This is a genomic window from Allobosea sp. UNC402CLCol (assembly GCF_000745475.1).
GTDB classification, from domain to species: domain Bacteria; phylum Pseudomonadota; class Alphaproteobacteria; order Rhizobiales; family Beijerinckiaceae; genus Allobosea; species Allobosea spartocytisi.
Genome location: NZ_KN050692.1, coordinates 1 through 13,493, shown reverse-complemented (window position 1 = coordinate 13,493; position 13,493 = coordinate 1). Strand labels below are relative to the sequence as shown.

Here is a 13,493-nt window from a genome sequence, read left to right as displayed (position 1 = left end):
ACGGCTTCAGGCTGCCGCGGCACGATCGAGTTTCGGAACGACGGCGTCGATGAATCTGTCCATCGTTGCTTCACCCATATCCACGGCTTTGGCACCTTCACCGTGGATAATCCTCACATCGGTGATGCCGAGGACGTTGAGAATGGCCGTGAGGTATCGCGGGGCAAAATTGAGGTGGTCGATGGGTGAGGCCTCGCCATAGATGCCGCCGGATGCCAGCACCACGGTGGCCTTCTTGCCGATCAGCAGCCCCTTGCCGTCGAAGCCAAGCGTTACGCCCTTGCGCACGATGTGATCGATCCAGGCTTTGAGGCTGGCCGGGATATTGTAGTTGTAGACCGGCGTGGCGATGACAAGCTCGTCAGCTGCCAGCAATTCGGCAACCAGCGCGTCCGAGAGGCGCAGTTGCTCGGCCATGTCCGAGGTATGGGCATGCGGTGGCGTGAAATAAGCCGATAACCACGGCATGGTCACGTGCGGCAGCGCATCCACGGCCAGGTCGCGCCGCACGATCGCGCCATCCTGGTGCACCTCGAGCCAATTGGCGACAAGGCGTTTGGTCAGCTGACGGGAAATCGAAGCCTCGCCGCGCGCGCTGGTTTCGACAACAAGAAGGTTGGGCATGGCGTCCTCAAGGCTTTGGGCTGAACAGCCGGAACAGATGTGGACGATATGTAGGGCTTTCTATTCAGCGGCAGGAGCGATAATAAACCGATCATCTCTATCGGCTAATGAGATGGATTATGATCGGCAGTCTCAGCCTCGACCAATTGCGCGTCCTGGTGACGATTGCTGATACCGGCAGCTTTTCGGCGGCCGGGCGGCAATTGCGCCGCGCGCAATCGGCAATCAGCCAGTCGGTGGCGACATTGGAAGCCGCGCAGGGCGTCCAGCTCTTTGACCGCAGCACCCATCGCCCCCGCCTGACTGAAACGGGCCGGGTTCTGGTCGATCAGGCCCGGCTGGTGCTTTCGAGCGCGGCACGCTTCGAGGCCGTCGCCATCGGTGCGCGAGGCGGGATCGAGCCCGAGCTCGCCCTGGCCATAGATCCGCTGGTGCCTACCGCCCCGCTCATCGAAAGCCTGCGCGCTTTGCACCAGGCCTATCCGCATCTTCCCATCAGCTTCTCGACCGAGGGGCTGGGCGGGGCGCTGCGTCGTTTGCGCAGCGGCGACGTCGCACTGGCCTTCTGCCTGTTGCTGCCGGTGGTGCCCGAGGACGTCGTGGCTTCGCCGATCCTGCGCGTGGCGCTGACGCCCGTGGTCAGCGCCGAACACCCATTGGCAGCGCTTGGTCGTCCGGCAACCCGCGACGACCTGGAGCGTCATATCCAGCTCGTCCTGTCCGATCCAGTCGATCGGGAAGCGAACAATTACGGCCTGGCCAGCGCCACGCGGTGGCGCTTTGTCGACCTCGGCCGCAGACTGGATTTCCTGCTGGCCGGTTTCGGCTGGTGCCGCATGCCGGAGTATCTGATTGCCGATCATCTCGCAGCCGGCAATCTGGTTCGGCTCGAGCTGGCCGAAGATGCCCGTGACCCGGCGAACGCCCTGACCATCTACGCCGCCCGCATGGCGGACCATGTACCTGGCCCGGCTGGCCGGTGGCTCCTTAACGACCTGCAGGCCCGGCTGTCGCTCTGATCCGGTCAAACAGTTGTCGTCAGTATCGCCTCGAAGATGACATGTCAGTCGCCAGAACGAGCAAGGTTCATGTCACTTTGCTCAGTTCACGGACGGGGAGACGGCTGATGCTGTATCCTGTGGCTGTTTCAGCCGCGCGGCGCAGCATGGCCGGATCCGACACTCCCTGATGGTCGAGCCGCGGCGTATAGGGCGCCTCCAGCCTTGCCGCCTCCTCGTCGGTGAGGCTGATCGACAGGGAGGCCACGGCGTCGTCGATATGCTCTGCTTTCAGCGCACCGACGATCGGAGCTGCCACCACGGGATTGCGACGCAACCAGGCCAGCGCGATCATGGGCCGGCCGACGCCCCGTTCTTCCGCAATCGCCCCCACCGCATCGATAATCAGCTTGTCGCTATCGGCCGTGGCCGCTCCCAGCTTGTAGGCCGCTTCGCTTTCCGCTCGTGCAGTGGTCACACCCCACGGCCGGGCCAGCCGGCCACGGTTGAGAGGGCTATAGATGACGGTCTGCACCCCTTCGTCGATGCAAAGCGGATGCATTTCGCGCTCCTCCTCGCGGTCGAGAAGATTGTAGGTGTCCTGCATCGACACGAAGCGGGCCCAGCCGTTGGATTCCTGCAGGTGTAGCGCTTTGCCGAATTCCCAGGCCTTCATGGACGATGCGCCGAGATAGCGGACCTTGCCGGCCTTGACGACATCGTTCAGGGCCGCGAGCGTTTCTTCCCAGGGGGTGGTCCCGTCACGACGATGGATCTGGTAGAGGTCGATATAGTCGGTGCCCAGGCGCCTGAGGCTCATATCGACTTCGGTCATGATCGCCTTGCGCGATAGCCCCATACTATTCGGCCCGTCGCGCATGGGCGCGCTGAGCTTGGTGGCGATCACCACGTTTTCGCGGTGTGCAAAGTCCTTCAGGGCCCGCCCGAGGATCTCCTCGCTGGAACCGTTCGAATACAAATTGGCGGTGTCGAAGACATTGATGCCCGCCTCAAGGGCATGACGAACGAGACGTCGACTTGCTGCCTCGTCGAGCGACCAGGAAGGGTAACCGCGCGACGGGTCCCCGAACCCCATACAGCCAATAGCAATCGGCGAAATATCGAGACCCGTCCGGCCGAGCTTGGCATATTGCATGCCCGTCTCCACATGCACTATATTCGGACAACTGTCCGCTTATCATTAAGTAGCGGACAATTGTCCGCTTAGTCAAGGGGCGATATGGCTGTAGAAGAGGATGGATTGCGAGCGGACGCCCGCGCCAACCGTGATCGCATCCTTGAAGCGGCACGAAAGGCTCTGACCGCCGATCCCGAAACGCCGCTCAGCGCCATCGGCAAGGCAGCCGGAGTCGGGCAAGGCACGCTCTATCGCCACTTCCCGACGCGGGAAGCTCTGGCCCTGGCGATTTATCGCAAGGAGATCAACGCCCTTGCGGCTCTCGCATCCACGCTTCTGCAGGAGCATCCGCCGCTGGAGGCATTTCGTCTGTGGTGCGCCCAGGTGGCGGATTCCAGCGCCATGAAGCGCGGCGTGGCAAAACTTCTGCAAGGAGCCACGTCCGAGGATGACGAACGCGAAACCTATCAGCAGATGCTGTTGGCAGTGCGTTCACTCATCGCTGCATGCGAGACCGCCGGCGCGATTGATCGCGATGCAAATGCCGATGATGTTTTGATGCTTCTCGGAGTCCTCTGGCAGATTCCATCCCATCGCGGCAGGGATGCTCAGGCAGCGAGGATCATAGCGCTCATCTTCAGGGGGTTGGGTGCCGAAGACGAGCCAGGCTGCCTCGCTGGACCATGAAGCTCGTTCTGTGTTGGAGCGCGTGTCGGGGGTTTGGTTCGCTATGCCAGTTGGCGGGATGCGGTGATCGGCAGCCAATGGCGGAAGGGGTGGGATTCGAACCCACGGTGGGCTTGCACCCACGGCGGTTTTCAAGACCGCTGCCTTAAACCACTCGGCCACCCTTCCGGTGGCCCGTTCAATGCCGCTCGCCCACAGATTTTGCAAGTGGCCCGGAAGCTATCCCGTGCACAGCCGTTCGGCTCAAAATCACGCCGATCCGGCGATTTTCGACCGCTTTCGAGGCCCGGCGACCACCCTGTTCCGAGCGTGGCATAGGCGCAACGTTCCCCCGAAAAAACCGAAGAGTCGGCGGATCGGGTTGACACGTGTCCGTTTTCCGACACTTTTGTGCCCGCTCCAAGGCAGGGGATGGCCCTCCGATGGCGGCGCGTCGCGCTGCCTTCGTTTAACGATCCCTTAATGGAATTAGCCGAAAACTCGGCAAGGTCGCGCTTGCGACTTTGGCCCGGCGCGACGTTTTTGGCTTGAAAGACGGAATGACGGCATGATTCGAGGCGCTCGCTTGTCGACCATGGAAACGTCCTCCGAAGACTCCGGGTCGATCACGGCGCCCTCTGGCTCCATGTCCATTGCGAGACTCGGCTGCGTGGTTCTCGCCGGGCTGCTCGTCGCCAACTGCGCCGGAAATCAGGTTGCCGGTCGCCGCTCCAAGGAAATCGGCGCCTTTCCGCAGTCGAAATACGGCGCCGCCAGCCCGCGCGTCATCGCCGATGGCGAGCCGGTACCGAAGGGCGGGGGGCGCCTGCTGGTCGGAAAAGCCTATTCGGTCGCGGGCAAGCGCTACGTCCCATTCGAAAAGCCCGTCGGCTACAGCGCCGTCGGCACGGCCTCCTGGTATGGCGAGGCTTTCCACGGCCGCCGGACCTCGAACGGCGAAGTCTACGACCGCAACAGCATCACCGCCGCGCACCCGACCATGCCGCTCCCGGCCTATGCGCGCGTCACCAATCTCCTCAATAACCGTTCGATCATCGTGCGCGTGAACGACCGCGGACCGTTCCATGGCGGCCGCCTGATGGACGTTTCGCAGAAGACGGCCGAGGCGCTGGCCTTCCGCCATCTCGGCACGGCCCGCATCAAGATGGAATATCTCGGCCAGGCCTCGCTGGCGGGCTCGGACGATAATCTCCTGCTTGCGACGCTGCGCACGGACGGCTCGCCGGCTCCGATCCCCGGAACCAGCGCTCGCACCATGGTCGCGAGCGCGAGCGGGGTGTCGACCACGCGCACGCCGACCCCGGACCTGGACACACAGCCCGCATTCGAGCCTGAACCGGCCCCGGTCAGCGCGCCGCCAGCCAGCCAGCCGGTCGCGCAGGCTTATGCGCCGCCGCAGCCGCGCGTCGTCGCGCCGAGCGACCCCGTCGTCGCCAGCTTGGCCTCGGCGAGTTCGAGGCCGCTGAATACGCCGGTTTCGACGGCTGCGGGTACGCCGGTTCATGCCGCGCCGCTGCCGCCCAACCGTCCGTTCGATCTCGACACCATTGCCAACGCAGCCCGGCCGGTCGCGGTTCCCGCGACCCTGCGTACGACCTTGCCGCCGGTGCGGGGCAATGTCGCAAGCCTGTTCGCCACGCCCGAGAGGGCGCCGGGCGAGCGCTTCTCCGGCAATCACCCGCTGAACCGGCTGGCACCGCAGACGCTGCAATCGCTGGCACGGAATTGACGCTGGCCCGGCTTGACCTCGGCCGGGGCGCTCTGCTTCAGATCGGAGCATGAGCGCGACGTTTGACCCGACATCGCAAGGCAGGCCGTTCCCCCTCGCGGGGAGGTTTCTGCGCGGGTTGGCGCTGCTGCTTCTCGTCTTCGTCGCGGCTCCCGAAGCGCGAGCCCAGAATTTCCAATCGCAGGCGCCCTTCGCCTTCCTGCTCGATTCCGACAGCGGCGCAGTTCTCTACGAGAAGTCGGCCGACGATCCGATGGTGCCGGCCAGCATGGCCAAGATCGCGACCGCGCTCGTCGCCTTCCAGGAGATCGGGGCAGGGCGGCTCAATCTCGATAGCGAGATCGGCATTTCCGAGAATGCCTGGCGCAAGGGCGGCGCCCCGGCGCGCGGCACGACGATGTTCGCGATGGTTCGCAGCCGGATCAAGCTCTCCGACATCCTGCAGGGCTTGATCGTCCAGGCGGGCAACGACGCGGCCATTGCGCTGGCCGAAGCGATCGCCGGCGACGAGGCGACCTTCGGCCGCGTCATGACCGAGCGGGTGAGGGCGCTCGGCCTGACGAAATCCGTCTTCCGCAACGCGACCGGCATGCCCGATCCCGAACAGCGGGTCACGGCGCGCGAGCTCGCGCTGTTGGCGAACCACATCGTCAAGACCTACCCCGAGCTCTACAAAATCTTCGGCCAGAAGGAATTCACCTGGAACAAGATCCGCCAGGTCAACCGCAATCCGCTGCTGACGATGGAGATCGGTGCGGATGGATTGCAGACCGGCGATCTGGAGGAATCCGGCTATGGGCTGGTCGGCTCGGCCATCGAGAACGGCCAGCGGCTGATCGTCGTGGTGAACGGGCTCAAGAACGGGCGGGACCGCGCCGCCGAGGCCCGCAAGCTGCTCGAATGGGGTTTTCGAGCCTTTGAGAAGCGCCAGCTCTTCGCCGATGGCGAGGTGATCGGCGAGGCAAGCGTCTATGGCGGCGAGAAGGGCCGCATCGCCCTGCGGACCAAGGGCGCGGTCAGCCTGCTGTTGCCGCGTGGCACGGGCGAGCGCCTCTCGGCCCGGATCGTCTATCAGGGCCCCTTGAACGTGCCGGTGCAGGAAGGCGCCGCGGTGGCGCAGCTCGTCGTCTCGCGCGGCGATGTGAAGACGCTGGAGATTCCGCTCTACGCCGCGGAGACGGTCAAGGCGGGGAGTTTGCAGAGCCGGGCGCTCGATGCCTTGCTCGAAGTCTCGACCGGCTGGGTTCGTCAGGCGCTCGCTCGGATCACGCGGTCCTGACGTGCAGCACGGTCATTTCATCACGCTCGAAGGCGGTGAGGGCGCCGGCAAGTCGACGCTGGCGAAAGCGCTGGCGCAGAGGCTGCGCGATGGCGGCGCGAGCGTCGTCACGACGCGCGAGCCCGGCGGCTCGCCAAAGGCGGAAGCCATCCGCGAGGCCATCCTGGCCGGCCGCATCAAACAATACGGCGCCTTTGCCGAGGCGCTGATGTTTTCGGCGGCGCGGATCGACCATATCGACCGCCTGATCCGCCCGGCTCTGGCGCAGGGCAACTGGGTGATCTGCGATCGCTTCATCGATTCGACCCGCGTCTATCAGGGCGTCCTCGGCGATATCGACGCGAGTTTGCTCGGCGAGCTCGAACAGGTCACCATCGACGGGCTGATGCCGGAATTGACGCTGATCCTCGATCTCGATCCCGAAATCGGTCTCGCCCGCGCCGCCAAGCGTCGCAGCCCCGGCGAGAGCGTCGATCGTTTCGAAGGCGAGGCGCTCGCCTTTCATCGCAAGCTCCGCGGGGCCTATCTGGACATCGCCGGGCGCGAGCCGCAACGTTGCGTCGTGATCGATGCGGCGCTGCCGGCGGAAGAACTCGCCGACGCCGCCTGGAACGCCCTGCGCGACCGCCTCCCAATCGGACCGGAATCCTGATGCGCGAGACCAGCGACGAACCAGACCGGCTGCCCATCGCGCCGCATCCGCGCGAGACCCTCGCCCTGATCGGCCATGCCGCGCAGGAACGCGCCTTCCTCGATGCGCTGCGCGGCGGCCGGATGCATCATGCCTGGCTGCTCGGCGGCCCGGAGGGCATCGGCAAGGCGACCTTCGCCTACCGCGCCGCGCGCTTCATGCTGGCGGCGGGCGATCCCTCTGAAAGGGCGACCCGTAGCGACAGCCTCGCCATGCCGGAGAACGACCCGGCGACGCGGCGCGTCATGGCCCGCTCGCATCCGGACCTGCATCTGCTGCGCCGCAGCCTGAAGCCGGACGGCAAGAGCTACACCAGCAACATCCCCGTCGATGCGGCTCGCCGCGTCATCGACCGCTTCGGCGCCAGCGCGGCGGAAGGCGGCTGGCGCATCTGCATCGTCGATTCCGCCGAGGATATGGACCGGCCGACCGCAAACGCCCTGCTGAAACTGCTGGAAGAGCCGCCGCCAAGGGCGCTGTTCCTCATCGTCGCCCATGCGCCGGGCCGGCTGCTGCCGACGATCCGTTCGCGCTGCCGGCTCCTGAGCTTCGAGCCTTTGCCGGCCGAGCAGGTGCTCGAGGCCGGGAGCATCGCCCTGGAGCGCATGGAGACGCCGTTCGACGCATCGGCCCTGCTGCGGGCGTCCCATCTCGCGGAAGGCTCGGTCAGGCGCGCCCTGACCTATGTCGATCCCGAGACGCTGGCGCTGGTCGAGGCGGTGCGGGCACGGCTCGATGCCTTGCCGCAGATCGACCTTGCCGCCCTGCTGGCGCTGGCCGAGGATGTCGCCGGCAAGGCCGGCGAGCGCGACTTCGCCGTAATGATCGAGACGGTGCAGGGCTGGCTCTCCGACCATCTCCACGCGCATGCTGCGGCTGGGCCGGCGCGCCTTGCACCGCTGGCGGAGGTATGGGAAAAGCTGGAACGTTCGGCGCGCGAGGTCGAGACCTATAATCTCGACCGCCGCCCGCTGGTGATGTCGATGTTTCATGATCTGTCGGCTGCGGTTTCCCGCTCGCGCGCAGCGTGAAGCGAAGCTCTCGGACAGATGATGGCCACGGCCCCGAAATTCTACCTGACGACCGCGATCCACTATACCAACGGGCCGCCGCATATCGGCCACGCCTATGAGATGGTGGCGGCGGACGCGATCGCGCGCTTCAAGCGGCTCGACGGCTACGACGTCTTCGCCATGACCGGCACCGACGAGCACGGCCAGAAGGTGCAGCGCACGGCCGCTCAGAACGGTCTTTCGCCGAAGGCGTTCGTTGACGGGATCGCGGCCCGCTTCCACGAGATGGAGCAGGCGCTCGGCTGTTCCTTCGACCGTTTCATCCGCACCACCGATCCTGACCACAAGATCTCGACCGACGAGCTCTGGCGCCGGATGGAGGCCAATGGCGACATCTATCTCGCCAAATATTCCGGCTGGTATTCCGTCCGCGATGAAGCCTTCTACGGCGAGGAGGAGACCACCCTCCAGCCCGACGGCACGCGGCTGGGCGGGCAGGGGACCCCGGTGGAGTGGGTCGAGGAGGAGAGCTATTTCTTCCGCCTCACCAAATACCAGGACGCGCTGCTGAAGCTTTATGCGGACGTGCCGGACTTCGTCTCGCCCGAGACGCGGAAGAACGAAGTCGTCTCCTTCGTCAAAGGCGGGCTCGAGGATCTCTCGATCAGCCGCACATCCTTCGACTGGGGGCTGCCCGTTCCGGGCGACCCGAAGCATGTCATGTATGTCTGGGTCGACGCGCTCAACAACTACCTGACCGGAACGGGCTTTCCCGATCCGGCGAGCCCGCGCGCCCATTACTGGCCGGCCGACGTCCACATCATCGGCAAGGACATCGTCCGCTTCCACACGGTCTACTGGCCAGCCTTCCTGATGTCGGCAGGGCTGCCGCTGCCCAAGCGCGTCTTCGGCCACGGCTTCTTGCTGAACAAGGGCACCAAGATGTCGAAGTCGCTCGGCAATGTGGTCGACCCGTTCGACCTCGCCGCGACCTATGGCGTCGACCAGCTGCGCTATTTCTTCCTGCGCGAGGTCTCCTTCGGCCAGGACGGCAATTACAGCCATGACGCCATCGTCGGGCGCATCAATGCCGACCTCGCCAACGATCTCGGCAATCTCGCGCAGCGCTCGCTCTCGATGATCGCCAAGAACTGCGAGGGCAGGGTGCCGCCTTGCGGGACGCTGACCGAGGCCGACGACGCGATGCTCGCCATGGCCGACGGCGCGCTCGCCAGGGCGCGCGAGGCGATGAAGGATTTCGCCCTGCACAGCCTGCTCGCCGAGATCTGGGCCGTGGTGGCGGAGGCGAACCGCTATTTCGCCGCCAACGAGCCCTGGCGCTTGACCAAGACCGATCCGGCCCGCCGTGACACCGTGCTCTATGTCACGATCGAGGTGATCCGGCAGGTCGCGATCCTGGTGCAGCCGGTGATGCCGGTGGCCGCGGGCAAATTGCTCGACCTGCTTGGCGTTCCGGCCGAGGCGCGCAATTTCGCGGCACTCGGCAAGGCCGGTCGTCTGGACAGCGGGACAGCGTTGCCGGCGCCGAGCGCGGTCTTCCCGCGCTATGTCGAGCCCGAGGATGGTCAGGCCGCGTGATGCTGATCGATACGCATTGCCATCTCGACTTTCCGGATTTCGCCGAGGACCTGCCGGCCTATGTCGCGCGGGCCGAGGCCGCCGGCGTCGGCCGGATGGTGACGATCTCGACGCGGGTGGCGCGTTTCGCGGACTATGCCGGAATCGCCGAGCGCTTTCCGTCGGTCTGGTTCTCGGTCGGCACCCATCCGCATCAGGCGCATGAGGAGCTCGACGTCACGGCCGAACGGCTCGTCGAGCTGTCCCGTCATCCGCGCTGCGTCGCCATCGGCGAAGCCGGGCTCGACTACCACTACGATTCGAGCCCGCGCGAGGCGCAGGCGCAGGGGTTGCGCACGCACATCGCCGCGGCGCGCATGACGCAGTTGCCGCTCGTCATCCATTCGCGCGAGGCCGATGACGACATGGCGGCGATCCTGCGCGAGGAAATGGGGAAGGGCGCCTTCCCCGCCATCCTGCATTGTTTCACGGCCGGCGAAGCGCTGGCGATGACCGGCGTCGAGCTCGGCCTCTACGTCTCCTTTTCCGGCATCCTGACCTTCAAGACCTCCGAGAGCCTGCGCCGGATCGCCCGCATGGTTCCGCGCGAACGGCTGCTGGTCGAGACGGACGCGCCCTATCTTGCGCCCGTGCCGTTCAGAGGCAAGCGTAACCAGCCCGCTTATGTCGTTGAGACAGCGAAGGTTCTGGCCGATACGATCGGCGTCGACTTCGACGAGGCTGCCCGGATCACCACGGAAAACGCGCAGCGTTGCTATTGGAAGATGGATCACGCCGCGCCCGTGGCGCAGGTCGCCTGATCCGGCCATGGCGCTGACGGTCACGATCCTCGGCTGCGGCTCCTCCGGCGGTGTGCCGCGGCCCGGCTCCGGCTGGGGCGCCTGCGATCCTGCCGATCCGAAGAACCGCCGCCGGCGCTGCTCGATCCTGGTGACGCGTTCCGGTCCAGACGGCACGACGCGGGTGCTGGTCGACACATCGCCGGATCTGCGCGAGCAGCTTCTCTCGGCCGAGGTTCCGGCGCTCGACGGCGTGCTGATGACGCATGACCACGCCGACCATACCCACGGCATCGACGATTTGCGCGCGCTGGTCCTGCACATGCACCGTCGCATCCCCATCTATGCCGACAAGCCGACGCAGGCTTCGCTGCATGGACGCTTCGGCTATCTCTTCGAGATGCCGCCGGGCAGCTACTATCCGCCGATCCTCGATCTGAATGAGATCAGCCCCGGGCGCAGCCGGACGATCGACGGCCCCGGAGGCCCGATCGAGGCGCTGCCGTTCCGCGTCGAGCACGGGCCGAATTACGAAGCGCTCGGCTTCCGTTTCGGCGATCTGGCTTATCTGCCGGATGTCAGCCTGATCCCGCAGGCCGCCCTGGAGGCCATGGCGGGGCTTGATGTGCTGATCCTCGATTGCTTGCGCGAGACGCCGCATCCGAGCCATTTCCATCTCGCGCAATCGCTTGAGACGATCGCAGCGTTGAAGCCAAAGCGCGCGATCCTGACGAACCTCCATGTCGATCTCGATTATGCGAGCCTGTCCAAGCGCTTGGAGGGAAGTATCGAGGTTGCGTATGATGGAATGATCATCGAGACACGGGCCTGACATCCGGCCCTGGCCGTGTTTCGGCATGAGTTTATGTTCCATAATATGTCTTATGCGAATCATAGATGTAGGCCCCCGTTAGAAAGGTCACCAGTCTCCCCGTTAGAGATGTCACTCGTTCTGAGTGCTGGCTTGCTGGGAGCTTTGCGTGATGACGGTGGTGTCGATGAGCCATGCCGAACTCGACCGGGTTCAGGTGCTGTGGGATGTTGTGGCGGAACGGATTTCGGTCGGCGACGCGGCGCAGCTACTTCATCTGACGCACCGGCACGTATTTCGGCTGCTGCAGGTTTATCGCCGGCGCGGGCCAGTCGGCCTGGTGTCGCAAAAGCGTGGCAAGCCGAGCAACCGGTCTTATCCGCCGACGGTCCGGACGCAGGCTTTGGCGCTGATCCGGGCGAACTATCCGGATTTCGGGCCAACGCTGGCGGCAGAGAAGCTCGCGGAACGGCATGGATTGCGGTTGGGCGTCGAGACGGTGCGGCGCTGGATGATCGCTGACGGAATCTGGCGCGATCGTCGAGAGCGGCTCAAGCCAGTGCATCAGCCGCGCTACCGGCGCGATTGCGTCGGCGAGCTCGTCCAGATCGACGGCTCGCAGCATTGGTGGTTTGAGGACCGTGGCCCGCAATGCACCCTGCTCGTCTTCATCGACGATGCGACCAGCCGACTGATGCACCTGCAATTCGTCACGGCAGAGTCGACGTTCGACTATTTTGCCGCGACGCGGAGCTATTTGCAGCGCCACGGCAAGCCGGTTGCGTTCTACTCTGACAAGCACGCGACGTTTCGGGTCAACAAGGTCGGTGCGACCGGCGGCAATGGCATGACGCAGTTCGGCCGGGCGCTGGATCAGCTCAACATCGACATCATCTGTGCCAACGTCCCGCAGGCCAAAGGCCGGGTCGAGCGCGCCAATGGCACGCTGCAAGACCGGCTGGTGAAGGAGCTGCGGCTCGCCGGGATCTCATCGCTCGAGGCCGGGAACGCCTTCCTGCCGGGCTTCATGGAGGACTTCAACCGGCGCTTCGCCAAGGTGCCGTTCAACGACAAGGATCTGCACCGTCCGCTCGCCGGGGACGACGATATCGACGAGGCCTTTGCCTGGAAGGAGGAGCGGACGGTTTCGCAGAACCTGACGCTGCAATACGACAAGATGCTGTTCATCCTTGAACCGACGCCGGTGACCCGCACCCTCGCCCGCCAGCGTGTCACGATCTACGACTATCCAGATGGTCGGTTTGCGATCCGGCACCAGGGCCTTGACCTGCCTTATCGGACTTTCGACAAGGTTCAGCAGGTCGATCAGGCCGCGATCGTCGAGAACAAACGGTTAGGCGCGACGCTGGCCTACATTGCCGAGCGCCAGAAGGAGCTCAACATGTCACGCAGCGGCCGAGCGCCTCGACGGCAGGGTCAGGGGAAGAGCATCTTCAAGGCCGGCTAGCGAAGCAGCCGGATGGATCGGCAATTTCCTAGATGGGTGGATAGAGGCTATTGCGGCTCCTATGATGGAGGCGTTACGACCGTCCATCGGGTTCAGCCGCTACTGGCAATGGTCGTGACAACGTCAGCCTCGCCTTCCTCTGTTGCTAAAGTCGGACTGATCAGCTTGAGCTTGGTTGTCGCGAGCTTGCCATTTGTAGCTATGTTATGGCGCCACTTCGCTGATCAAAGGCGCCTTGCTGTCGAGCCTCACATTCGCGGTAGTGTGCTATCTCACTGGCGTATCAAGCATAACACTCGCGCGGTGATCGAGTTTGTTAGGAAGGATGCTTCGGGAACGTGGGTCCTGTGCCAGACCGAAGTGACCTTGCCGGGCCATCAGGTGGAATACAGGCAAACCGTATTCGTCGTACCACGCTCGGACTCATGTGGGCAGCCAGCGGTCGCGCTGGTGGAGCCGAAGCGACGTTGAACGAAGATATAGCAATGTCGGCAGTGGGTCGTTCTTTGCCCTTCAGCGTGAGTCGCGCCCTGCCCGCCCGGTCGCTTGTAGCCATGCCGCAGCGCGGCTGCGCAACCCTGACCAGCTCCGCCGCGCTGCTTGAGGTAAGCCGGAGAACTGGCCTGAGTGACATTTCTAACGAGCACAGAAAGCGACTTGTCTAACGAGCTCTGACA

At 64.7% G+C, this 13,493-nt stretch carries 12 protein-coding genes and 1 tRNA gene; 10 read left to right on the top strand and 3 right to left on the bottom strand.

The genetic code is table 11. The features are described 5' to 3' along the window. Positions 1-6: 6 nt before the first annotated feature. Positions 7-624 carry an FMN-dependent NADH-azoreductase gene (locus tag GY40_RS22585; RefSeq protein ID WP_038367358.1) on the bottom strand — a complete coding sequence of 206 codons (618 nt, stop codon included), beginning with the start codon at positions 622-624 and terminating at the stop codon, positions 7-9. Between the two features lie 119 nt (positions 625-743). On the opposite strand from GY40_RS22585, the gene GY40_RS22580 reads away from it, so the two are divergent. Beyond that, entirely contained in the window at positions 744-1,643 is a 900-nt protein-coding gene (locus GY40_RS22580; RefSeq protein ID WP_038367355.1) for a LysR family transcriptional regulator, read from the top strand. A 67-nt stretch (positions 1,644-1,710) separates the two neighbouring features. Here GY40_RS22580 and GY40_RS22575 read toward each other — a convergent pair whose 3' ends face one another. After that, positions 1,711-2,778 (bottom strand): aldo/keto reductase, encoded by a 1,068-nt coding sequence (locus tag GY40_RS22575; RefSeq protein WP_051988432.1) that lies wholly within the window; start codon positions 2,776-2,778, stop codon positions 1,711-1,713. 84 nt (positions 2,779-2,862) lie between these two features. Between GY40_RS22575 and GY40_RS28515 the strand changes: the two genes are divergently transcribed. Then, positions 2,863-3,447 carry a TetR/AcrR family transcriptional regulator gene (locus tag GY40_RS28515; protein ID WP_081925616.1) on the top strand — a complete coding sequence of 195 codons (585 nt, stop codon included), beginning with the start codon at positions 2,863-2,865 and terminating at the stop codon, positions 3,445-3,447. 78 nt (positions 3,448-3,525) lie between these two features. On the opposite strand, the gene GY40_RS22565 is transcribed toward GY40_RS28515, so the two are convergent. After that, positions 3,526-3,615, bottom strand: a tRNA-Ser gene (locus GY40_RS22565). Between the two features lie 457 nt (positions 3,616-4,072). On the opposite strand from GY40_RS22565, the gene GY40_RS22560 reads away from it, so the two are divergent. From GY40_RS22560 to GY40_RS22525, 8 genes are all read left to right on the top strand, one after another. Beyond that, positions 4,073-5,176 (top strand): septal ring lytic transglycosylase RlpA family protein, encoded by a 1,104-nt coding sequence (locus GY40_RS22560; RefSeq protein ID WP_156116048.1) that lies wholly within the window; start codon positions 4,073-4,075, stop codon positions 5,174-5,176. Positions 5,177-5,225: 49 nt separating this feature from the next. After that, positions 5,226-6,455, top strand: a complete 1,230-nt coding sequence (locus tag GY40_RS22555; protein WP_051988431.1) for a D-alanyl-D-alanine carboxypeptidase family protein — start codon at positions 5,226-5,228, stop codon at positions 6,453-6,455. A 1-nt stretch (position 6,456) separates the two neighbouring features. After that, positions 6,457-7,107: a dTMP kinase gene (gene tmk / locus GY40_RS22550; protein ID WP_038367348.1), complete on the top strand. Its 651-nt coding sequence runs from the start codon at positions 6,457-6,459 to the stop codon at positions 7,105-7,107. Beyond that, complete coding sequence (locus GY40_RS22545; RefSeq protein ID WP_038367346.1) at positions 7,107-8,177, top strand: DNA polymerase III subunit delta'; 1,071 nt, start codon at positions 7,107-7,109, stop codon at positions 8,175-8,177. Before tmk ends, GY40_RS22545 begins: the two co-directional genes overlap by 1 nt. A gap of 21 nt (positions 8,178-8,198) precedes the next feature. Continuing rightward, positions 8,199-9,758 (top strand): methionine--tRNA ligase, encoded by a 1,560-nt coding sequence (metG, locus tag GY40_RS22540; RefSeq protein ID WP_038368632.1) that lies wholly within the window; start codon positions 8,199-8,201, stop codon positions 9,756-9,758. After that, a complete protein-coding gene (locus GY40_RS22535; RefSeq protein ID WP_038367343.1) occupies positions 9,758-10,558 on the top strand; it encodes a TatD family hydrolase in 801 nt (266 codons plus the stop codon). Before metG ends, GY40_RS22535 begins: the two co-directional genes overlap by 1 nt. Positions 10,559-10,565: 7 nt before the next feature. Next, the gene (locus GY40_RS22530; protein ID WP_038367340.1) at positions 10,566-11,369 is read left to right on the top strand and encodes an MBL fold metallo-hydrolase; all 804 of its coding nucleotides are present in this window, start codon (positions 10,566-10,568) and stop codon (positions 11,367-11,369) included. Positions 11,370-11,520: 151 nt separating this feature from the next. Next, entirely contained in the window at positions 11,521-12,816 is a 1,296-nt protein-coding gene (locus tag GY40_RS22525; protein WP_038358251.1) for an ISNCY family transposase, read from the top strand. The last annotated feature ends 677 nt before the right edge of the window (positions 12,817-13,493 follow it).